Raw genomic sequence first — 21,042 nt, forward strand, 5'->3', positions numbered from 1 at the left:
CGTTCGCGAGCAGATAGGGCGGGAGGACAGCCGGCCAAGGAAAAACCGACGTGATGCATCGCGTGGGGATCTCGGGAAACGGACGTATCAGGGAGCGCCTCAACGTCATGGCCGGACTTGTCCCGGCCATCCCGCTACCGTGAAGCGCAGCGTTCCAGTCTATCCGGATCGCCGGCACGAGGCCGGTGATGACGAGGGAGGAGAACTCACGCGCATTTCTGCACAAAAAAATCCCCGGGCCGAAGCCCGGGGATCCATCAGACTCCCGAAATCGAGAATCCGATTACTTCTTGTCGGTGCGGGCCTTGAGGGCGGCGCCCAGGATGTCGCCGAGCGACGCGCCCGAATCGGTCGAGCCGTACTGGGCCATGGCCTCCTTCTCCTCGGCGACCTCGAGGGCCTTGATGGAGACGGTGACGCGACGGGCCTTGCGGTCGAACTGCGTGACGCGGGCATCGAGCTTCTCGCCGGCGGCGAAGCGCTCGGGGCGCTGGTCGGCGCGGTCACGAGCAAGCTCGTTGCGCTTGATGAAGGTGGTCAGGTCGGCGTCGACGATCTTCACCTCCAGGCCGCCGTCCTTCACCTCGAGGACCTCGCAGGTGACGATCTGGCCCTTCTTGATCTCGCCGGCTTCGGCGAAGGGATCGCCCGCAAGCTGCTTGATGCCAAGGGAGATGCGCTCCTTCTCGACGTCCACGTCGAGAACCTGAGCGCGGACGACGTCGCCCTTCTTGAAGTCGTCGATGACCTGCTCGCCCGGACGGTTCCAGTCGAGGTCCGAGAGGTGGACCATGCCGTCGACGTCGTTCTCGAGACCGATGAACAGACCGAACTCGGTCTTGTTCTTGACCTCGCCTTCGACTTCGGAGCCGACGGGGTGCTTCTCGGCGAAGGCTTCCCACGGGTTCTGAAGCGTCTGCTTCAGGCCGAGCGAGATGCGGCGCTTCACCTGGTCGACCTCGAGGATCACGACCTCAACCTCCTGCGAGGTGGAGATGATCTTGCCGGGGTGGACGTTCTTCTTGGTCCAGGACATCTCGGACACGTGGATCAGGCCTTCGATGCCCGGCTCCAGCTCCACGAACGCGCCGTAATCGGTGATGTTCGTGACGCGGCCCTTCAGCTTGGCGCCGACGGGGTAACGGGCGGCGATGCCCTCCCACGGATCGGCGAGCAGCTGCTTGATGCCCAGCGAGATGCGGTGCGTCTCGTGGTTGATCTTGATGATCTTCACCTTCACCGTCTGGCCGATGGTTACGACCTCGGACGGATGGTTGACGCGGCGCCATGCCATGTCGGTGACGTGCAGCAGGCCGTCGATGCCGCCGAGATCAACGAACGCACCGTACTCGGTGATGTTCTTGACCACGCCGTCGATGACCTGACCCTCTTCGAGGTTGGCCACGAGCTCGGAGCGCTGCTCGGCGCGGCTCTCTTCGAGGACCGTGCGGCGCGACACGACGATGTTGCCGCGGCGGCGGTCCATCTTGAGGATCTGGAACGGCTGAGCCACGCCCATGAGCGGGGTGACGTCGCGGACCGGGCGGATGTCGACCTGCGAGCGGGGCAGGAACGCCACGGCGCCGTCGAGGTCGACCGTGTAGCCGCCCTTCACCTGGTTGAAGATCGTGCCGTTGACGCGCTCGCCGGCCTCGAAGGCCTTCTCGAGCTTCACCCACGACTCTTCGCGGCGGGCCTTGTCACGGGAGATGACGGCCTCGCCCAGCGCATTCTCGATGCGCTCGACATAGACCTCGACCTCGTCACCGACATTGACCGTCTGGTCGCGGTTCGGGCCGGCAAATTCCTTGAGAGCGACGCGACCTTCGGTCTTGGCGCCGATATCGATGACCGCGACGTCCTTTTCGATCGCGACCACCTTGCCCTTCACGACCGAGCCTTCGCTGATCTCGGAAGTGCGGAAGGATTCTTCGAGCAGGGCCGCGAAATCTTCACGGCTCGGCTGTTGCAAAGCTGCAGACATAGGTTCTCCTGAATGGCCCTCGTTTAAAGGGGCAACGCCGGCGGCTCGTGTTAACGGGCCGTTTCCAGCCGCCGCTGCCTGAGGACGCCCCTTCTAGGGCCATGTCCGAGGCATGCCGCTCATCGAGCGGGCCGGCGTATCATCGACGGATGGAAACGCTTGTACCGCAAGGACTTATCCGGACGCCAGAAGGGCGCGTACGACGCACCCTTACGCAACGTTAACCGTCAATGCCTTGTCGGATGGGGGTTCTAATATCCCAAATGGGCCCCGATCACAAGGCTTTCAAGGATTTGAGCCTCCCCGGCGGTTCGCGGGGAGGCCCGAAGGATCCTTAATCCTCGTGGATCAGGCTGTGCTGGCGGGTGTCCTTCATGCGCAGGTAGACGATGAGGGACAGGCCGACCATGACGGTCACGTACCAGAAGAAGCCGTATTCGATCCCGGCCTGCTTGAACCAGAGCGCCACGTATTCGGCGGTGCCGCCGAAGACCGTGTTGGCGATGGCATAGGGAAGCGCCACCCCCAGGGCCCGGATATGGGCCGGGAACATCTCGGCCTTCACCACGGCGTTGATCGACGTGTAGCCGGTGACGATCACGAGCGCCGCGAGGCACAGGGCGAAGGCCGTATAGGGGTCCTTCGTGCCGGCGAGCGTCGAGAAGATCAGGTAGGTGAACAGCACGCCGAGGACACCGAAGCCCACCATCAGGGGCTTGCGGCCGATCCTGTCGGACAGGGCGCCCGCCGCCGGCTGGATCACCATGAACACGAACAGGGCCGCCGCCGTGATCTGGCTCGCCGCCTCGCGGGAGAAGCCCGAGGTGTTGACCAGGAACTTCTGCAGGTAGGTGGTGTAGGCATAGAAGGCGAGCGTGCCGCCGGCGGTCAGCGCGATCACCGTGAAGGCCTCGCGCGGATACTTGGTGAAGAGCGCGAGGCCGCTGGAGCGGGGCGCCGTCGCGTCCTTGTCCTGGGCGCCTTGGGCGTTCTTGTAGGATTCCGTCTCGGCGAGGCCGCGGCGGAGATAGAACACGATCACCGCGAGCACGCCGCCGATGGCGAACGGAATCCGCCAGCCCCAAGCTTCGAGGCTCTGCTCGGACATGACCTGCTGCAGGATCAGCAGCACGGCGAGCGCCAGGAGCTGGCCCGAGATCAGGGTGACGTACTGGAAGCTGGAGAAGAAGCCGCGGCGGCTCTTGCCCGCCATCTCGCTCAAGTACGTGGCGCTGGCGCCGTACTCGCCGCCGACGCTGATTCCCTGGAGCAGGCGCGCCAGGACGAGGACGATCGGGGCGAACACCCCGATGCTGTCATAGCCCGGCGTGACGGCGATCATGAGCGAGCCCGTGCACATCAGCGTCACGGACAGGGTCAGGCCGGCCTTGCGGCCCTTGCGGTCCGCATAGATGCCCATGATCCAGGCACCGATCGGGCGCATGAGGAAGCCGACCGCGAAGACCGCGGCGGCGTTCAGGAGCTGGGCGGTCTGGTCGCCCTTGGGAAAGAAGATGGGGGCGAAATAGAGGGTGAAGGCAGAGTAGACGTACCAATCGTACCACTCGACCATGTTGCCGGCCGATCCGCCGAGGATCGACTTCAGGCGGCCTTTCTGGTCGGCGGCACTGTTCTTCATCAACATCATGCGACTCGTTTTCCAACGTGGGCATACGCCCCGGGCAAGGGAGCGCATGGCTTTACAAAAGAGACTGGAAGGATTGTCGGGGCGGCAGCGATTGGCGTGTCACTGCGGCCTTATGAATTTGAACCCGACATAGTACCGCCCCGCCTCTGGGTCAAACCGGCCAGTCCGAGCGCCGGGCCTGAGCGACCGCCCAGCCGAGCGCCTGCTCGAGCCGGTCGTTGCCCCAGAACATCTCCCCGTCCTCGGTGAAGAAGGTGGGTGCGCCGAAGAGGCCTCGGGACTGCACCTCGTCGCCCATCCGTCGCAGGCGCGTCTTGTTCGCCTCTCCCTCCGCCTCGGAGAGCACGGTCTCGGGCTCGAGTCCCAGGTCCGTCAGGATGGAAGCCAGCACGGCCGGATCGGCGATGTCGCGGCCTTCGCCGAACTCGGCCGTGTAGACGGCCTTGGTGAAGGCCGGGGTCCAGCCGGGCTCGACGCCGATGAGCGCAATGCGCGCCGCGAGGAAGCCGTTCTGCGGAAAGGTCTTCGGACGGTAGAAGGGCAGTCCGAGCCGGGCCGCCTCGCGCTCCATGTCGCGCCACATGTAGCGTCCCTTGACCGGATAGAGCGCGAAGGGCGAGGTCTCCAGCCCCTGGGCCTTGAAGACCGGGCCGAGCAGGAACGGCCGCCACAGGAGCACGACGCCCGCCTCCGCGGCGGCCTTCTCGATGCGCATGGCCGCGAGATAGGAATAGGTGGAGGCGAATTCGTACCAGAATTCGAGCTGCGGCTGGCGGATCATGAGCGTCTCTCGGGACCGGCCCCGGCGACAGGACGCTTCCTGCCTTCTGCGAGCCGCTTCATACCCCGGCTAAAGGCCTACCGCATTCCGCTAAGTTATGGCAGTCCATGGTTTTCCTGCCAGGAATGCAGGAGGGACATGTCGGGCCGATCAAATGCCCGTTGCGCCCATGGCGCTTCCGTTTTAAGTCGCAGGCACCCTTATCAACGGAACCCTTGCTATGGCTGAGAAGCGCGTGAACAAGGTCGTGCTCGCCTATTCCGGCGGCCTCGACACCTCCATCATCCTCAAGTGGCTGCAGACCACCTATGGCTGCGAGGTGGTCACCTTCACGGCCGATCTCGGCCAGGGCGAGGAGCTGGAGCCGGCGCGCAAGAAGGCCGAGCTGCTCGGCATCAAGCCGGAGAACATCTTCATCGAGGACCTGCGCGACGAGTTCGTACGCGACTACGTGTTCCCGATGTTCCGCGCCAACGCGCAGTACGAGGGCCTGTACCTGCTGGGCACCTCGATCGCCCGGCCGCTGATCGCCAAGAAGCAGATCGAGATCGCCGAGAAGGTGGGCGCCGACGCCGTCTCCCACGGGGCGACCGGCAAGGGCAACGACCAGGTGCGCTTCGAGCTCGGCTATTATGCCCTGAAGCCCGACGTGACCGTGATCGCCCCCTGGCGCGAATGGGACCTGCGCTCCCGCGAGCAGCTCATCGCGTTCGCCGAGCAGCACCAGATTCCGATCGCCAAGGACAAGCGCGGCGAGGCCCCGTTCTCCGTCGACGCCAACCTCCTGCATGCCTCCTCAGAGGGCAAGGTGCTGGAGGATCCGGCCCTGGAAGTCCCGGACTACGTCTATTCCCGCACCGACGGCCCCGAGAGTGCGCCCGACAAGCCGACCGTGATCAAGATCGCCTTCGAGAAGGGCGACCCGGTCGCCATCGACGGCAAGAAGCTCGGCCCCGCCGACCTGCTGGCGAAGCTCAACGAGCTGGGCAAGATCAACGGCATCGGCCGCCTCGACCTGGTGGAGAACCGCTTCGTCGGCATGAAGAGCCGCGGCATGTACGAGACCCCCGGCGGCACGATCCTTCACCTCGCCCATCGCGGCATCGAGTCGATCACGCTAGATCGCGGCGCGGCGCACCTGAAGGACGAGCTGATGCCGAAATACGCCGAGCTCATCTATAACGGGTTCTGGTTCTCGCCGGAGCGCGAGATGCTCCAGGCGCTTATCGACAAGTCCCAGGAATTCGTCACCGGCGAAGTGACGCTGAAGCTCTACAAGGGCGGCGTCCACCTCATCGGCCGCCAGAGCCCCTACACGCTCTACGACCAGGACCTCGTCACCTTCGAGGAAGGCGCCGTCGCCTACGACCACCGCGACGCCGCCGGCTTCATCAAGCTCAACGCCCTGCGCCTGCGCACGCTGGCCCAGCGCAAGAAGAAGCTGGGACTGTAAGAAAGAACATTCTCTCTGAGCCCACTCCCACCCTCCACGTCATGGCCGGGCTCGTCCCGGCCATCCCGATCAGGTGAGGCTCGGCGCTTCACACCATCGAGATCACCGGCACCGGGCCGGCCATGACGTGAGGGTGTGCTGAACGCCCCTCACGCCTCTGGCCTGCGAAACACGCCCTGAATCACCGATCCGCGCCCGATCAGTTCGGGCGGCGGGTTGGTCCAGTCGACCGCCTCGGGCTTGCGGCCGTGCCAGTAGACCATCCAGCGGCCCTGCGCGTCCTGATACACGCCGTAGATCAGGTGGCCGCGCCACTCGCTGTGACCACGCCACCGGCGGGAGAGTGCGGGGGCGAGATCGCGTAAGCCGCGCATCAGCAGCCATGTGACGCCGATGAGCGTCAGCGGCACGGCGACGAGCCACAATCCTTGAATGAACTCGGGCCAGGTGTGGAACTTCGAGAGCCAATCGGCCCCCATGCTGTACGGCTGGTCCATGGCGGCGACTCCCTGATTGAAGCGACCACCAGCAGGAGTGCTGGTGGTCGGGGAGTAGTAAGACCGCACAGAGACGGCCGCATTGGCCTTTAGGCTTTCGCCCTGGACATGCGCCAACACCTCCCCGGCCGTAGCTGGGAAGGCATCGTTCACGGTCGATGCCGACCGCACTGTGAGGGGCTTACTAGACCCCAAAACCGGGTGCGCCCGGTTCCGGCAACGAGGTAACACGCAACGGGGGTGCCGGGTCAATGGTCTTCGTCTGAGCGTCCAGCCGTTCAGCCCTTTCCATCGTCGTGACCGGCTTTTGCCAGCCATTCACGTCCTCATTCGCAACCCTTCACCTCATCCTGAGGAGGTCGCGGAGCGACCGTCTCGAAGGAGGATCCGGCGCACACTGGACGATCCCTCGAGACGCAGCTGCGCTGCTCCTCAGGATGAGGTGAGAATGTGAAAGCAGGATCACCGGCGCGGGACCGGTGATGACGACGAGCGTGAATGTCCGGTCCAATTCTCAGGATGGCTGCAAGCTTTCCGCTCAATGCGATGAAGCCCGTTCCTGCGCATCGGTCGCATCAATCAGCGGAATGTCCATCTCGCACACGACTCCGGTGGGTGCGTAGGTCAGCTGAACATCGCCGCCGACATCGGTCGACAGGCTTCGCTCGATCAGCCGCGTGCCGAACCCCCGGCGGGTCGGTGCGGTCACGGGCGGGCCGCCCTTTTCCTGCCATCTCAATACCAGACGCGGCTCGGCGCCCGGCGCGAGCGTCCAGGTGATGACGACGCATCCTGATGGCACGGAGAGCGCGCCGTATTTCGCGGCGTTCGTCGCAAGTTCGTGGATGGCCATCGCGATGGCGAGAGCCGTCCGCGGGATGAGGCGAAGGTGCTCGCCCTCGATCTCGAAATGTTTCGTCTTCTGCCGAAGATAGGGCTCGACCACCTCGTCGATGATCTCTCGCAGTTCGGCGCCTTCCCAGTTCTCGCGCGTGAGAACGTCATGGGCGCGCGCCAGGGCGAACAGGCGATCCTCGAAGGCCTGGAACTTGTGCCGGCTCTCGTCGTCCAGCTGCCGAAGGCTTTGGGCCGCCATCGACTGAACGATGGCCAGCGTGTTCTTCACCCGGTGGTTCAGCTCGTTGATCAGAAGCTCGCGGTGCTCCTCGATCCGCTTGCGGTCGGTGATGTCGAGCACCGATCCGACATAGCCGAGGAAGGCGCCGTCTTCGCCGAAGCGCGGCGCAGCCGCATCGATGGCCCACCGGTAGGTCCCGTCCACGCGGCGCAGCCGGTACTCCAGCCGGAAGGCCTCCCGCTTGGCGTTGGCCTCCAGGAACACCTTGCCCGACCAATCGCGATCCTCGGGGTGGACGGCGTCCAGCCAGCCGAAGCCGAGACCTGTCTCCGGCGTCTGTCCGGTGAATTCGTACCAGGAACGGGACAGGTAGGAACTGCTTCCGTCCGGCTCCGTCACCCAGATCATGACGGGAGCATTGTCGGCGAGGTTGCGGAACCGCGCTTCGCTCTCGCGCAGGCTCTCCTCCGCCTGGACCCGCTCGGTGACGTCGTAGCCCTCGGCGAAGATGCCGGTGACATCGCCCGTGCGGTCCGTGATCGGCTGGTAGACGAGGTCGACGAACCGGTCTTCAACGCTACTCCCCGGTTCCCGCTGAAGCCTGACCCGGAGGCTGCGCCCGACGAAGGGTTCGCCCGTCGCATAGACCTTATCGAGCAGCTCGAAGAATCCTTGGCCCTCGATCTCGGGCAGGACGTCCCTGACGGTCTTTCCCAGAATGTCCCGGCGGTGTCCCACGAGCTGGAGATAGGCGTCGTTCGCCAGCTCGAAGACATGATCACGGCCGCTCAGCATCGCCATGAAACCGGGAGCCTGCCGGAAGAGTTCGCGAAGCCGGTCCTGCTCCGCTTTCAGCGACGCCCGGGATTTCACCTCCTGGGTCGTTTCCGTGCAGGCACAGAACATGCCGCCGATGCCTCCCGTTTCGTCGCGTACGGGCGAGTAGGAGAAGGTGTACCACGTGTCTTCCGGATAGCCGTTGCGCTCCATCACGAGGTGCATGTCCTCGTGATAGGTCGCCTCCCCGGCCAGCGCCTTCGTCACCAGGGGCTCGATATCGGACCAGATCTCCGACCAGACATCCACGAAGGGAAGTCCGAGGGCATGCGGGTGCTTCGCGCCGAAGATCGGCCGATAACCATCGTTGTAAAGGAAGGCGAGCCGAGGACCCCAGGCGACGAACATGGGGAACTTGGAGGTAAGCATCAGGCTCACCACGGTTCGCAGGCTCTGCGGCCAGTCTTCCGGACGACCGAGCGGCGACGTGGACCAGTCGTGGGCGCGCATGAGCGCACCCATTTCACCGCCCCCGCTCAGGAAATCGAGGCCGGGAGCGAACTTACGATGCATGGGGACCGCCTGCCGGAGAGGGCTTTGTCTTGCGTTGCGGGTGAGGGAGGCGACAGGCGATCGCGCGCGGAGCCGACCGATCATTGCCGGTGCCATACGCTTCAACCTTGGCCGCGGCGACGATGGCGAGCGGGCGGGTGCGGGATCTGGTCAAGGTTGTTCTGGCTGACATGCCGACTTTCGGAAGGCCGAAGAATGTTGTCCATGTAGACTAACGCCAGGTTACTTCAATGTTCCTCTGCATCGGCGAGATGGCGCACCCTCGGGCTTTTTCCGGCGAGGATGCGCGCGATATGCCGTGCCTCCCCGTCATGGCCGGGGACGACACCCTTGACGTCATGGCCGGGCCTGTCCCGGCCATCCCGATACGGTGAAGCGCGGCCCGGTGTCATTCCCGGCCGGAGGGCAGCGGAGGGGAAGGGAATCCACTCACACCCTCTGCGCCCTTGATCCCCTTCCCTCGCTATGCTCGCCGGGGATGACACGGGCCCGTCATGGCCGGGCTCGTCCCGGCCATCTCGATTGTGTGAAGCGCTGTGCCTTCCAATCGGGATCACCGGCACAAGGCCGGTGATGACGTGGAGGGTGTGGGAATCGTGATGTTATGTTCTCACTTTGTTCTTGACAGGGGGATGAACCTTGGCTATATCGTTGCACAGCCTGATCCGACGAGGGGCGCGCTTCGCGAGGCGTCGCACGGTGTGGGATCCGGCACGGTCCTGTCCGCCGGTCACGCAGCCGGCGGCAGGAGGCCCTTGGCAGCCCTGTGCTGGTCCAAGTTTAAACGCCTAAAAGAACCGTGCGCGAAGCGGCCTTCCGGCTCTTCCAGCTAATCTCCATAAGCGAGCCGGACGGCCCGTCGCGCCACCCTCGACTGCCTTCAGCTCAGGGCTCCCAAGCCCTGGGCCTCAAGGTGCTGCCCACGCTCCTGCCCAGAAACGCGCCACCGTGCCCTATTGCCGCCGCTCTCTTATCATTATATTGCAGCGCATCAGATTTCCGCCCGGTACGAGCCAGGGGCGCGGCCAAGCTTGCCGCGTGCCGGGCCGCTTTGCTTTGAAAGACCCCCATGAAACTACGCAATATCGCCATCATTGCCCACGTCGACCACGGCAAGACGACCCTCGTCGACAAGCTCCTCCAGCAGTCGGGCAGCTTCCGTGAGAACCAGCGCGTGGAAGAGCGCGCCATGGATTCGAACGACCTGGAAAAGGAGCGCGGCATCACGATTCTCGCCAAGGCCACCTCGGTGGTCTGGAAGGATACCCGCATCAACATCGTCGATACGCCGGGCCACGCCGATTTCGGCGGCGAGGTGGAGCGCATCCTGAGCATGGTCGACGGCGCCATCGTGCTCGTGGACGCGGCCGAAGGCCCGATGCCCCAGACCAAGTTCGTGGTCTCAAAGGCCCTCAAGATCGGCCTTCGCCCCATCGTGGCCATCAACAAGATCGACCGTCCCGATGCCCGCCACCAGGAGGTCATCAACGAGGTGTTCGACCTGTTCGCGGCGCTCGACGCCACCGACGAGCAGCTCGACTTCCCGATCCTCTACGGATCCGGCCGCAACGGCTGGATGGCGAAGTCGCCGGAAGGCCCGAGCGACCAGGGCCTTGCCCCGCTCTTCGACCTCGTGCTCGATCACGTGCCCCCGGCGAAGACCGAGGAAGGCCCGTTCCGCATGCTCGGCACCCTGCTCGAGGCCAACCCCTTCCTGGGCCGCATCGTCACCGGCCGCATCGCTTCGGGCACGGTGAAGCCGAACCAGTCGATCAAGGTGCTCGACCGTGAAGGCAACGTGGTCGAGACCGGCCGCGTGTCCAAGATCCTGGCCTTCCGTGGTCTGGAGCGTCAGCCGATCGAGGTCGGCGAGGCCGGCGACATCGTGTCCATCGCGGGCCTCGTGAAGGGCTCGGTGGCCGACACCTTCTGCGCGCCCGAGAACGACACCCCGATCCAGGCGCAGCCCATCGATCCGCCGACCGTGACCATGTCGTTCATCGTCAACGACTCACCGCTCGCGGGCACCGAGGGCGACAAGGTGACGAGCCGCATGATCCGCGACCGCCTGTTCAAGGAAGCGGAAGGCAACGTGACCCTCAAGATCGAGGAAGCGGCCGACAAGGATTCGTTCTACGTCTCCGGCCGTGGCGAATTGCAGCTCGCGATCCTCATCGAGACCATGCGCCGCGAAGGCTTCGAGCTCGCCGTGTCGCGTCCCCGCGTGGTGTTCGAGAAGGACGAGAACGGCCAGCTCCTCGAGCCGATCGAGGAAGTGGTCATCGACGTGGACGAGGAGCATTCCGGCGTCGTCGTGCAGAAGATGTCCGAGCGCCGCGCCGAGATGGTCGAGATGAAGCCGTCGGGCGGCAACCGCCAGCGCCTCGTGTTCTACGCTCCGACCCGCGGCCTCATCGGCTACCAGAGCGAGCTTCTGACCGACACGCGCGGCACCGCCATCATGAACCGCCTGTTCCACGCCTACGAGCCCTACAAGGGTGAGATCGCGGGACGGCGCAACGGCGTGCTGATCTCCAACGACGCGGGCGAGGCCGTGGCCTACGCCCTGTGGAACCTGGAAGATCGCGGCCCGATGATGATCGAGCCCGGCTGGAAGGTGTATCAGGGCATGATCGTCGGCGAGCACAACCGCGAGAACGATCTCGAAGTGAACGTGCTGAAGGGCAAGAAGCTCACCAACATCCGCACGACCTCGAAGGATGAAGCCGTGCGCCTGACGCCGCCGATCCGCATGACCCTCGAGCGATCGCTCGCCTGGATCGAGGACGACGAGCTCGTCGAGGTGACGCCGAAGTCGATCCGCATCCGCAAGGCGATCCTCGACCCGAACGACCGCAAGCGCGCCGAGAAGCAGAAGGAAGCGCTGAGCGCTTAAGGACGCAACGCGTCGAGCAAAATCGAAAGGCCGCCTCCAGGGCGGCCTTTTTCTTTGACATCACTCCGTCGTCACCGGCCAGGGCCGGCCGTGATGCGAAGGGCCGGGCTTACCCTTCCGCCTTGCTGCCCTGCCCCTTCTTGGCGCCCTCGCCCATCGGGTTCGTGGAATCCTCGCCCGAGGCGTCGGGGTTCTCGCGCCCCTGCGGGGTCAGCCGGGGCGCACTGATGTCCTCTTCCGTCGCTTGACCGGGCTTCTTGCTTTCCGGCTGAGCCATGCTCGTCTCCTTTCGCGATCGTTATGAACTCGTCGAGTCCGTGGCATCGTGGTCGCCCGATTCCGGCAACGAGCCGGTTCCGGGCGTCGCATCGGGATTGGTCAGATCCGGCTTGTCGTGCGGCCCTGCGGCCGGAACCTTGCCGCCGGACGGTTTGTCGGAACCGGATTGCGGAGCCTGCCTCGTGGAGGCGGCGTCCTTCGCCGTATCCTCGGTGTGGTTGCCGTAGCCTGCGTTGCCCATGGCCGTGCTTCCTCAATCCTGCCGCTTGCCGTTCACGGCGGTCGCGCGTTCGATGGCCTCGGCCGTGGCGTCCTTGTCCTCGGGCGACAGGCTCGCATCGCTCAGATGCTTCGTGGTCTCGGGCGTCTCGGCCGCTGTGAGTTCGTCATGGCCGTCCATGCCAGCTTGGCTGGTCTGCCCGGTCTGGCCCTGACGGTAATTATAAGCCTCGCCGCCGGGCTCGCTCCACACCTTGCGCATGGTGGCATTGCCCTCGATGCCGCCGTCCCGGTTCGGATCGACCGGACTGTCGATCCCGCCGCGCTGCTCGTTGCGGATCTGATCTGCCGACTGCTCCTTCAATGAATGAGGCGCCTTGTGTTCCACCATGTCGAGCTCCTTGGGACATCGTCTGAAGTCATGTGCAGCAAGGAGAACCCGACCGGACAGGCGAAGTTCTGGCTACGCTTGGAAGGCCCGCCAACAAAAAGGGCGGCCGTGAAGCCGCCCTTTCCGAAGCGATGCGATGCGACGATCAGAGCCCTTCGAACAAGGCCGTCGAGAGATAGCGCTCGGCGAAGGAGGGCGCGACGGTGACGATGCGCTTGCCCTTGAACTCGGGCCGCGCGGCGACTTCGAGCGCCGCCGCCACGTTGGCGCCGGTCGAGATCCCGCCCGGAATGCCTTCGAGACGGGCGAGCCTGCGCGCCGTGTCGAAGGCCGTCTGATTGCCCACGGTCACCACCTCGTCGATGAGCGAGCGATCGAGCACGTCCGGGACGAATCCCGCACCGATGCCCTGGATCTTGTGAGGGCCGGGCTGGCCGCCGGAGAGGACCGGAGAATCCTCCGGCTCCACGGCGATCACCTTCATGCCGGCTAAGCGCGGCTTGATCACCTGGGCGACGCCCGTGATGGTACCGCCGGTGCCCACGGCCGCCACGAAGGCGTCGAGCTGGCCATTGGTGTCGTTCCAGATCTCCTCCGCCGTGGTCCTGCGGTGGATCTCCGGATTGGCCGGGTTCTTGAACTGTTGCGGGATGACCGAATTGGGAATCTCGTTGAGAAGTTCCTCGGCCTTGGCGACGGCGCCCTTCATGCCCATGGGGCCGGGGGTGAGCACGAGTTCCGCCCCGAGATAGGCCAGCATCTTGCGACGCTCGATCGACATGGTCTCGGGCATCACCAGGATCAACCTGTAGCCGCGCGCCGCCGCCACGAAGGCGAGTGCGATGCCGGTATTGCCGGAGGTCGGTTCGATCAGGGTCGTGTCCGGATTGATCTTCCCGGCCGCCTCCATGGCCTCGATCATGCTGACGCCGATACGGTCCTTCACGCTTGAAATCGGGTTGAAGAACTCGAGCTTCACGAGGATCTCGGCCTCGATCCCGCGCTCCTTGGGCAGCCGGTTCAGGCGCACGAGCGGGGTATTGCCGATCGTCTCGGTGATGGAGCCGTAGATGCGGCCGCGCCCTGGCTTGGTGTCCGATATGTTGACGGTGTCAGCCATGAATTTCCTCCTTCAGGTCGGAGGAAACTTAACCTTTCCTGCAAGGAGTGTCGATATTTCTCAAATTTCACGTCTCATATCGTGAAATCGATGGGAGAGGCCGTTTCGACCACGCCTTCCGCCTGTGCCTTCTGGCACAGGTCCTCCACCGTCACCTTGTCGAGTTCGGCCAAGAAAGCTTCGGTTCCATGCTGAACCAGAGGCGACACGACGGCCTCGGCGAGACGCGATTCCGGCAGCGGCGAGGAGCCGTCCTCCTCCAGGGCCGACATGGCGATGCGCACGATATCGCCGGCCGTGACCCGCCGTCGCTCTCGGGCCAGTTCATAGCCGCCACGGGGACCGCGCACGCCTTTCAGGACGCCCTGGCGGACAAGCGCCTGGAGCACCGGCTCCAGATAGCGTGGGGGCAGGTTGTGACGGGCGGCAAGCGCCTTGGCCGAGACCGGCATGGGCCGGGCATGGAGCGCGATGTCGGTGACGGCCGCGATGGCGAGAAGCGAGCGACGCGAGAGAAAATTCATGCGAGAGCCCCCTTATCCCAGCCCCGTCGAGCCGAAGCCGCCCGCGGCCCGGCCGGTCTCGTCGACCTCCCCCACCTCGACGGGTTCTACCACGGTGACCGATGCGATCACCATTTGGGCGATGCGCATGCCGCGCGAGACGGTGAAGGGCTCCGAACCGAGATTGACGAGAAGCACCTGCACCTCGCCGCGATAATCCGCGTCGATGGTGCCGGGCGCATTGAGCACGGTGACGCCATGCTTGAAGGCGAGGCCCGAGCGGGGACGCACCTGCGCCTCGAAGCCGGTCTCGAGCTGGAATACGAGGCCGGTGGGAACGAGCGCACGCTGCATCGGCTGCAGGACGATCGGCGCGTCGGCCGGATTGGCCGCGATGAGATCCATGCCGGCAGCGCCCGCCGTCTCATAGCGCGGCAGCGGCAGATCGGCCGCATGGGCGAGACGCTGAATCGGCAGACGGCGACTCATGGCTTTGCGTCTCCCATCAGGGTGCCCAGACGCTCGACGAGCCTCGCTGCGACATCGGACTTCGCCAGGGTCGGCCAGGTCTCCACGCCCGAGGCGGTCACGAGATGCACCGTGTTGCTGTCGCCGCCCATGACGCCACCCGCGCTGGACACGTCGTTGGCGACGATGAGATCGCAGCCTTTCCTGGCGAGCTTTTGCCGGGCGTGCTCGATCACGTGCTCGGTCTCGGCCGCGAAGCCTACCATGAGCGGCGGGCGGTTCTCGGTCCGATGTGAGATGGTGGCGAGAATGTCGGGGTTTTCCGTCAACGACAGGTTCGGCAGGGCGCCGTCCTTCTTCTTGATCTTCTGCTCGCCCGCATTGGCCACACGCCAGTCGGCGACGGCGGCGGCGAAGATCCCGATATCGGCCGGGAGGGCCTTCTCCACGGCCTGCAGCATCTCGCGGGCGCTTTCCACGTGCACGGTCGTCACGCCTGACGGATCCGGCAGCATCACGGGACCTGAGATCAGCGTCACGCGCGCACCGGCCTCGGCGGCGGCCTTCGCGATGGCATGGCCCTGCTTGCCGGAGGAGCGGTTGGCGATGTAGCGCACCGGATCGATGGGCTCGTGCGTCGGGCCGGAGGTGACGATCACGTGCTTGCCGGCGAGAGGCCCGGTCCGCACGAGCAGGCGTTCGGCCGCCGCCGCGATCTCCAGCGGTTCGGCCATGCGCCCGGGACCGAACTCCGCCTCCGCCATGGCGCCGTCGTTGGGCCCGACCACATGAACGCCGTCGGCCCGAAGCGTTTTCAGATTCCGCCCTGTCGCCGGATGCAGCCACATGCGCACGTTCATGGCCGGCGCGATCAGGATCGGCAGCGTGGTGGCGAGCAGCATCGTGGAGGCGAGATCGTCCGCATGGCCGCCCGCCATCTTGGCCATGAGATTGGCAGTCGCCGGCGCTACGACCACGAGGTCCGCGTCGCGGGCGAGGCGGATATGGCCGATATCGGCCTCGTCCTCGCGGTCGAACAGATCGGTGTGCGAGCGTTGGCCAGTCAGCGCGGAAGCCGCGAGCGGCGTGATGAATTGCTGCGCGCCATGGGTGAGAACGCAGCGGACAGAGGCGCCGCGCTCGCGCAGACGGCGAATGAGGTCGAGCGACTTGTAGGCCGCGATACCGCCGCCGATGACAAGGAGGATGCGTTTGCCTGAAAGCGCCGTCATGCGAAGCCTCTGAACAGCATGATCATCAGTGAGGCCGCGATGATCCACAAGGCCGCCACGCCCCAGCGGTTGCCCCGGGCTTCGGCGCGGCCGATGGCGGCAACGCTGTCCTGGTCGAGAGCGACGCCCTTCGCGGTCACATCCTCGAGCTGGTTGAGCACACGCTCGGCGCGCAGCGCCAGCTCCGGCAGGTCTCCGATGACGCCGGCGAGCGTCCACAATCCCTTACCCGCCTGTTCGACACGGCCGAGCGGGCCGAGATTGCGCTCGATCCAATCGCGAACCACGGGCTCCGAGGTGGTCCACATGTCGAGTTTCGGATCGAGGTTGCGGGCCACGCCCTCCACCACGACCATGGTCTTCTGCAGCATGACGAGCTCGATGCGAGTCGCCATGTCGAAGAGGGCCGTGATCTCGAAGAGAAGCGTCAGGAGCTTCGCCATCGAGATCTCGTCGGCCCGCCGGTCGTGGATCGGCTCGCCGATGGCCCGGATGGCCTGCGCGAAATCCTCGACCGAGTGATGCGGCGGCACGTATCCGGCCTCGAAATGAACCTGTGCCACGCGCAGGTAATCGCGGCGGATGAAGCCGAGCAGGATCTCGGCCAGGAAGCGCCGTTCCTTCATGCCGAGCCGGCCCATGATGCCGAAATCGACGGCGACCAGACGCCCCTCGGCATCCACGAACAGGTTGCCCGGATGCATGTCGGCGTGGAAATAGCCGTCGCGGATGGCGTGGCGCAGGAAGGACTGGATCACCGTCCGGCCGAGCGCCACCCGGTCGAGGCCCGCCGCCTCGATCCCGGCCAGATCGTTGAGGCGGATGCCCTCGATCCAGGTGGTGGTGAGCACGTCCCGGGCGGTGAGATCCCATTCCGGCTTCGGCACGCGGAAATCCGGATCGTCCTTGGTGTTTTCCGCCAGCTCCGAGACGGCGGCGGCCTCCAGGCGCAGATCCATCTCGACCGCGACGGAACGGGCGAGCGCCTCCACGATTTCCAGCGGCTTGAGGCGGCGGGCATCGGGAACCAGGCGCTCGAACAGGCGGGCGGCCGCCCGCATGGCCTGGAGATCGCGGGCAAAACCTTCGCGCACGCCGGGCCGCACCACCTTCACGGCAACGGTTTCCTCGCCGTCCGCGGTGCGGATGCGGGCCTTGTGCACCTGGGCGATCGAAGCAGCCGCGATCGGCTCGCTGAACTCGAGGAACAACACGTCGATGGGACGGCCGAGCGCGGCCTCCACCATGCGCGCCGCTTCCGCCCGCGGGAACGGGGGCATGCGGTCCTGCAGCCGCTCCAGGTCGCGCGCGGCGGCCACGCCGACGATGTCGGGGCGGGTCGCCAGGAACTGGCCGAATTTCACGTAAGAGGGCCCGAGCCGCGTCAGCGCCTTGGACAGACGCGCGGCGCCGTCGCCCGCCTGCGGCCGCTCGATCAGGCGCGCGACACGCAAGCCAAGACGGGCCGCCGGCGGCAGGGCGCTCGGATCGACGAGTGCGAGCGCGCCTTCACGGGCCAGCACGAAACCTGCATGGAGGTTCCGGGTGAAATGAACGAGGCTGCCGATCACGTGTCAGATCTTCCAGCCGGAATGGATGGCGACGACGCCCGCCGTCAATGTCCGGTGCGTGACGCGCTTGAACCCCGCCTCCTCGATCATCCGCGCGAAAGCGGCAGGCGTCGGGAAGCGTCGGATCGATTCTACAAGATACTGATAGGATTCCGCGTCGCCCGTCACCATGCCTCCGAGCTTCGGGATGACGTTGAAGGAATAGGCGTCGTAGATCTTGTCGAGGACGGGCACGTCGACCTTGGAGAATTCGAGGCACAGGAAGCGCCCGCCGGGCTTGAGCACCCGGTGCGCCTCGCGCAGCGCCGCATCGATGCGCGGCACGTTCCGGATGCCGAACGCGATGGTGTAGGCGTCGTAGGTCTTGGACTCGAGCGGCAGCTCTTCGGCATTGGCCTCGACGAAGTCGATACGGCCCTCATAGCGGTGGCCAGCCCGCTCGGCGCCGACCTTCAGCATCTCGCCGTTGATGTCGAGCACCGTCACCCGGGTCTGCGGTCCGCTCTCGTCCAGGATGCGGAAGGCCACGTCGCCGGTGCCGCCCGCCACGTCGAGATGGCGGAACGGCCGGTCGCGCGGCGGACGAAGGGTCGACACGAGGGCGTCCTTCCACAGGCGGTGGAGCCCGGCCGACATGAGGTCGTTCATGATGTCGTAGCGGCTCGCCACCGAGCGGAAGACCTCGTTGACCTTGCCCTGCTTCTCGCCGAGCGGCACGGACTGGAACCCGAAATGGGTGTTCTCGTCGGTCATGGTCCTCACCAACCTTCTCGTCATCACCTAGAGCATCGGACCCGGAACCGGGTCCACCTTCACTGGCATGGCCCTACGGGTCGCTGACGCGGCCCTCTGGGTCCGCACGATGCGCCAGTGTCGCGATCCATAGCGGAAGCAGGGCCGGATGGCTATGTAAGAGGTCTCAAGAAGCCGAGAGATGGTTGATGCCCGAACTTCCTGAAGTCGAAACCGTGCGCCGCGGCCTGGAGCCCGCCATGGTCGGCGCCCGCCTCACCAAGGTGACCCAGCGCCGGCCGGACCTGCGCTTTCCCTTTCCGGAACGGTTCGCCGAGCGCCTGGAAGGCCAGGAAGTCACGGCTTTGGGCCGCCGGGCCAAGTATCTCCTCGCCGATCTCGCCTCGGGCGAGGTGCTGGTGATGCATCTGGGCATGTCGGGGCGCTTTCTGGTGACGATGGAAGGCGCCACCCGTAGGCCGGGGGAGTTCCACCATGAGCACGGGGGCCTGGGGGCTCACGACCACGTGGTGTTCCAGCTCTCCAACGGGGCGACCGTCACCTACAACGACGCCCGCCGCTTCGGCTTCATGGATCTGGTGCCCCGGTCCGCCATCGAGACCTCGAAGCACTTCGCCGGGATGGGCATCGAGCCTCTCGGCAACGAGCTCTCGGGCGAGACCATCGCGCGGCTCTTTCAAGGCAAGCGTACGCCCCTGAAGGCCGCCCTCCTCGACCAGAGGCTGATCGCCGGCCTCGGCAACATCTATGTCTGCGAGGCCCTGTTCCGCACCGGCCTCCATCCGGAGGCGCCGGCCGGCTCGCTTGCGACGAAGAAAGGGAAGCCCACCGACACGGCATACCGATTGGCGGATGTCATTCGCGACGTGCTCGCCGAGGCCGTCGAGGCCGGCGGCTCGACCTTGCGGGACCATGCGCAGGTGGACGGCTCCCTCGGCTATTTCCAGCATTCGTTCCGGGTCTACGACCGGGAGGGAGAACCCTGCGTGACCCCCGCCTGCACCGGCACGGTGACCCGGCTCGTCCAGTCCGGACGTTCCACCTTCTATTGTCCGGAATGCCAGAAGCGGTCCTCGTCTTAAGACGGAAGGCGGCTTCCGGATTTCCGCTTGCCGTCCCCGAAAGCCTCGCCTACCGGTGTCTCATCCGACGATGAGGAGATGCCGGCATGGCTTTTGAGACGATTCTCGTTGAGACGCGCGGGAAAGTGGGGCTGATCACCCTCAACCGGCCCCAGGCCCTGAATGCGCTCAATTCCGCGCTTCTGGGCGAGGTGAACCAGGCGCTCGACGCCTTCGAGGCGGATCAGACGATCGGCTGCATCGTCATCACCGGTTCGGAGAAGGCCTTCGCGGCGGGCGCGGACATCAAGGAAATGGCCGAGCTCACCTATCCGCACACCTACATGGCCGACTTCTTCTCGGGCTGGGAGAAGGTTTCGGGCCGGCGCAAGCTGATGATCGCCGCGGTGGCGGGTTTCGCCCTCGGCGGAGGCTGCGAGTTCGCCATGATGTGCGACTTCATCATCGCGGCGGACAACGCCAAGTTCGGCCAGCCGGAGATCAAGCTCGGCGTCATGCCGGGCATGGGCGGCACCCAGCGCCTGACCAGGCTCATCGGCAGGGCCAAGGCCATGGAGATGTGCCTGACGGGCCGCATGATGGGTGCCGAGGAGGCCGAGCGTTCCGGCCTCGTGGCCCGGGTGGTCCCGCTCGCCGACCTCCTGAACGAGGCTCTGAAGACGGCCGAGACCATCGCGTCCATGTCGCTGCCCATCGCCATGATGACGAAGGAAACCATCAACCGCGCCGATGAGGTCTCGCTCTCCGAGGGCATTCGCTTCGAACGGCGCCTGTTCCACGCCATGTTCGCCACCGCCGACCAGAAGGAAGGGATGAGCGCCTTCGTGGGCAAGCGGGCGGCCGAGTTCAAGAATCAGTAGACGTGACCGACATCGGCTTCGATATGATCGCGGCGCTCGCCGCGGTCTCCTTTCTTGCGGGTTTCGTGGATTCCATCGCCGGGGGCGGCGGGCTTCTGACCGTTCCCGCCCTCCTGCTCGCGGGTCTCGATCCGGCCCAGGCCATCGCCACCAACAAGGTGCAGGGCTCGGTCGCCGCCGCCTCGGCCACCTATACCTTCGGCCGCAAGGGGCTGATCGAGTGGCGCAAGGCCTGGGGCTTCACCCTGGTGGCGTTCTCAAGCAGCATCGCCGGCGCCCTGTGCGTGCAGTTCCTGCCGCGCTCCGTATTGGAAGTGCTGATCCCCGTGCTGCTCATCGCCATGGCGATCTACTTCGCCCTCTCGCGCAAGATGAAGGACGAGGATGCCCATGCCCGCATGACCGCGCTGGCCTTCGGCCTCACCGCGCCGGTCGCCATCGGCTTCTACGACGGCATTTTCGGGCCCGGCGCCGGCTCCTTCTATATGCTGGCCTTCGTGACGCTCCTGGGCTACGGGGTCATCAAGGCGACGGCCCATACCAAGCTGGTCAATTTCGCGAGCAACTTCGGCAGTCTCCTTCTCTATGCGTCGACGGGCGCGGTGGTCTGGCCGGTGGGGCTCGCCATGGCCGCGGCCTCCTTTCTTGGCGCCCAGGCCGGATCGCGACTGGCCATGCATCTGGGCTCCCGGATCATCCGCCCGCTCCTGGTCCTGGTATCGGGCCTCATGGCGCTCAGGCTCCTGCTCGACCCGGCCAATCCCTGGCGCCAGGCCCTTCAGAAGGCCTCCCTGGCGCTTTTTTGACGCGCAAAGGCCTATGGTCGTTGACGTTCGCGGGCTTCGCGTCTATAAGCCGCCTCACATGAGCCCGCGCG

19 protein-coding genes are annotated in these 21,042 nt (G+C 65.6%); 5 read left to right on the plus strand and 14 right to left on the minus strand.

All coding sequences use genetic code 11. From position 1 onward, the window contains the following. Nucleotides 1-283: 283 nt before the first annotated feature. From rpsA to U0023_RS07530, 3 genes are all read right to left on the minus strand, one after another. Nucleotides 284-1,984, minus strand: a complete 1,701-nt coding sequence (gene rpsA / locus U0023_RS07520; RefSeq protein WP_009490468.1) for a 30S ribosomal protein S1 — start codon at nt 1,982-1,984, stop codon at nt 284-286. Between the two features lie 334 nt (nt 1,985-2,318). Further along, nucleotides 2,319-3,629, minus strand: coding sequence for an MFS transporter (locus U0023_RS07525; protein ID WP_009490471.1), 1,311 nt, complete (start codon nt 3,627-3,629; stop codon nt 2,319-2,321). Nucleotides 3,630-3,783: 154 nt separating this feature from the next. After that, nucleotides 3,784-4,413: a 2-hydroxychromene-2-carboxylate isomerase gene (locus U0023_RS07530; RefSeq protein WP_009490472.1), complete on the minus strand. Its 630-nt coding sequence runs from the start codon at nt 4,411-4,413 to the stop codon at nt 3,784-3,786. Nucleotides 4,414-4,633: 220 nt separating this feature from the next. On the opposite strand from U0023_RS07530, the gene U0023_RS07535 reads away from it, so the two are divergent. Beyond that, on the plus strand, nt 4,634-5,866 hold the full coding sequence (locus tag U0023_RS07535; RefSeq protein WP_009490473.1) for an argininosuccinate synthase: 1,233 nt from the start codon (nt 4,634-4,636) through the stop codon (nt 5,864-5,866). Between the two features lie 149 nt (nt 5,867-6,015). On the opposite strand, the gene U0023_RS07540 is transcribed toward U0023_RS07535, so the two are convergent. Then, on the minus strand, nt 6,016-6,363 hold the full coding sequence (locus tag U0023_RS07540) for a hypothetical protein (RefSeq protein WP_009490474.1): 348 nt from the start codon (nt 6,361-6,363) through the stop codon (nt 6,016-6,018). 538 nt (nt 6,364-6,901) lie between these two features. Then, complete coding sequence (locus U0023_RS07545; protein ID WP_009490475.1) at nt 6,902-8,791, minus strand: PAS domain-containing sensor histidine kinase; 1,890 nt, start codon at nt 8,789-8,791, stop codon at nt 6,902-6,904. A 1,069-nt stretch (nt 8,792-9,860) separates the two neighbouring features. Here U0023_RS07545 and typA point away from each other — a divergent pair. Further along, nucleotides 9,861-11,687, plus strand: a complete 1,827-nt coding sequence (gene typA / locus U0023_RS07550) for a translational GTPase TypA (protein ID WP_009490479.1) — start codon at nt 9,861-9,863, stop codon at nt 11,685-11,687. A 109-nt stretch (nt 11,688-11,796) separates the two neighbouring features. Here the strand turns inward: typA and U0023_RS07555 are convergent, their stop codons facing one another. The 9 genes from U0023_RS07555 to ubiE all read right to left on the minus strand — a co-directional run bounded on the left by U0023_RS07555 (nt 11,797) and on the right by ubiE (nt 18,223). Then, nucleotides 11,797-11,964 (minus strand): hypothetical protein, encoded by a 168-nt coding sequence (locus tag U0023_RS07555; RefSeq protein WP_009490480.1) that lies wholly within the window; start codon nt 11,962-11,964, stop codon nt 11,797-11,799. 21 nt (nt 11,965-11,985) lie between these two features. Beyond that, nucleotides 11,986-12,207, minus strand: coding sequence for a hypothetical protein (locus U0023_RS07560; RefSeq protein WP_009490481.1), 222 nt, complete (start codon nt 12,205-12,207; stop codon nt 11,986-11,988). A gap of 12 nt (nt 12,208-12,219) precedes the next feature. Then, complete coding sequence (locus tag U0023_RS07565; RefSeq protein WP_009490482.1) at nt 12,220-12,576, minus strand: hypothetical protein; 357 nt, start codon at nt 12,574-12,576, stop codon at nt 12,220-12,222. 145 nt (nt 12,577-12,721) lie between these two features. Further along, nucleotides 12,722-13,696, minus strand: coding sequence for a cysteine synthase A (gene cysK, locus U0023_RS07570; protein ID WP_009490483.1), 975 nt, complete (start codon nt 13,694-13,696; stop codon nt 12,722-12,724). A 74-nt stretch (nt 13,697-13,770) separates the two neighbouring features. After that, complete coding sequence (locus U0023_RS07575; RefSeq protein ID WP_009490484.1) at nt 13,771-14,220, minus strand: RrF2 family transcriptional regulator; 450 nt, start codon at nt 14,218-14,220, stop codon at nt 13,771-13,773. Between the two features lie 12 nt (nt 14,221-14,232). Continuing rightward, nucleotides 14,233-14,688, minus strand: coding sequence for a dUTP diphosphatase (dut, locus tag U0023_RS07580; protein WP_009490486.1), 456 nt, complete (start codon nt 14,686-14,688; stop codon nt 14,233-14,235). Further along, nucleotides 14,685-15,899, minus strand: coding sequence for a bifunctional phosphopantothenoylcysteine decarboxylase/phosphopantothenate--cysteine ligase CoaBC (gene coaBC, locus U0023_RS07585; protein ID WP_009490488.1), 1,215 nt, complete (start codon nt 15,897-15,899; stop codon nt 14,685-14,687). The genes dut and coaBC overlap by 4 nt, the downstream gene beginning before the upstream one ends. Then, entirely contained in the window at nt 15,896-17,470 is a 1,575-nt protein-coding gene (gene ubiB, locus U0023_RS07590; RefSeq protein ID WP_009490490.1) for a 2-polyprenylphenol 6-hydroxylase, read from the minus strand. The genes coaBC and ubiB overlap by 4 nt, the downstream gene beginning before the upstream one ends. A 3-nt stretch (nt 17,471-17,473) precedes the next feature. Then, nucleotides 17,474-18,223 (minus strand): bifunctional demethylmenaquinone methyltransferase/2-methoxy-6-polyprenyl-1,4-benzoquinol methylase UbiE, encoded by a 750-nt coding sequence (ubiE, locus tag U0023_RS07595; protein ID WP_009490495.1) that lies wholly within the window; start codon nt 18,221-18,223, stop codon nt 17,474-17,476. Between the two features lie 188 nt (nt 18,224-18,411). On the opposite strand from ubiE, the gene mutM reads away from it, so the two are divergent. The 3 genes from mutM (at nt 18,412) to U0023_RS07610 (ending at nt 20,971) form a co-directional block, all read left to right on the plus strand. After that, a complete protein-coding gene (gene mutM, locus U0023_RS07600) occupies nt 18,412-19,305 on the plus strand; it encodes a bifunctional DNA-formamidopyrimidine glycosylase/DNA-(apurinic or apyrimidinic site) lyase (RefSeq protein ID WP_009490497.1) in 894 nt (297 codons plus the stop codon). An 86-nt stretch (nt 19,306-19,391) separates the two neighbouring features. Continuing rightward, nucleotides 19,392-20,165, plus strand: coding sequence for an enoyl-CoA hydratase (locus tag U0023_RS07605; RefSeq protein WP_009490499.1), 774 nt, complete (start codon nt 19,392-19,394; stop codon nt 20,163-20,165). A gap of 2 nt (nt 20,166-20,167) precedes the next feature. Continuing rightward, complete coding sequence (locus tag U0023_RS07610) at nt 20,168-20,971, plus strand: TSUP family transporter (RefSeq protein ID WP_009490501.1); 804 nt, start codon at nt 20,168-20,170, stop codon at nt 20,969-20,971. The last annotated feature ends 71 nt before the right edge of the window (nt 20,972-21,042 follow it).

The organism is Microvirga lotononidis (assembly GCF_034627025.1).
In the GTDB taxonomy this organism is placed as follows: domain Bacteria; phylum Pseudomonadota; class Alphaproteobacteria; order Rhizobiales; family Beijerinckiaceae; genus Microvirga; species Microvirga lotononidis.

Coding starts and splice junctions, on each gene's coding strand:
- rpsA (WP_009490468.1), bottom strand. CDS start 1,984: ATGTCTGCAGCTTTGCAACAGCCGAGCCGTGAAGATTTCGCGGCCCTG.
- U0023_RS07525 (WP_009490471.1), bottom strand. CDS start 3,629: ATGTTGATGAAGAACAGTGCCGCCGACCAGAAAGGCCGCCTGAAGTCG.
- U0023_RS07530 (WP_009490472.1), bottom strand. CDS start 4,413: ATGATCCGCCAGCCGCAGCTCGAATTCTGGTACGAATTCGCCTCCACC.
- U0023_RS07535 (WP_009490473.1), top strand. CDS start 4,634: ATGGCTGAGAAGCGCGTGAACAAGGTCGTGCTCGCCTATTCCGGCGGC.
- U0023_RS07540 (WP_009490474.1), bottom strand. CDS start 6,363: ATGGACCAGCCGTACAGCATGGGGGCCGATTGGCTCTCGAAGTTCCAC.
- U0023_RS07545 (WP_009490475.1), bottom strand. CDS start 8,791: ATGCATCGTAAGTTCGCTCCCGGCCTCGATTTCCTGAGCGGGGGCGGT.
- typA (WP_009490479.1), top strand. CDS start 9,861: ATGAAACTACGCAATATCGCCATCATTGCCCACGTCGACCACGGCAAG.
- U0023_RS07555 (WP_009490480.1), bottom strand. CDS start 11,964: ATGGCTCAGCCGGAAAGCAAGAAGCCCGGTCAAGCGACGGAAGAGGAC.
- U0023_RS07560 (WP_009490481.1), bottom strand. CDS start 12,207: ATGGGCAACGCAGGCTACGGCAACCACACCGAGGATACGGCGAAGGAC.
- U0023_RS07565 (WP_009490482.1), bottom strand. CDS start 12,576: ATGGTGGAACACAAGGCGCCTCATTCATTGAAGGAGCAGTCGGCAGAT.
- cysK (WP_009490483.1), bottom strand. CDS start 13,696: ATGGCTGACACCGTCAACATATCGGACACCAAGCCAGGGCGCGGCCGC.
- U0023_RS07575 (WP_009490484.1), bottom strand. CDS start 14,220: ATGAATTTTCTCTCGCGTCGCTCGCTTCTCGCCATCGCGGCCGTCACC.
- dut (WP_009490486.1), bottom strand. CDS start 14,688: ATGAGTCGCCGTCTGCCGATTCAGCGTCTCGCCCATGCGGCCGATCTG.
- coaBC (WP_009490488.1), bottom strand. CDS start 15,899: ATGACGGCGCTTTCAGGCAAACGCATCCTCCTTGTCATCGGCGGCGGT.
- ubiE (WP_009490495.1), bottom strand. CDS start 18,223: ATGACCGACGAGAACACCCATTTCGGGTTCCAGTCCGTGCCGCTCGGC.
- mutM (WP_009490497.1), top strand. CDS start 18,412: ATGCCCGAACTTCCTGAAGTCGAAACCGTGCGCCGCGGCCTGGAGCCC.
- U0023_RS07605 (WP_009490499.1), top strand. CDS start 19,392: ATGGCTTTTGAGACGATTCTCGTTGAGACGCGCGGGAAAGTGGGGCTG.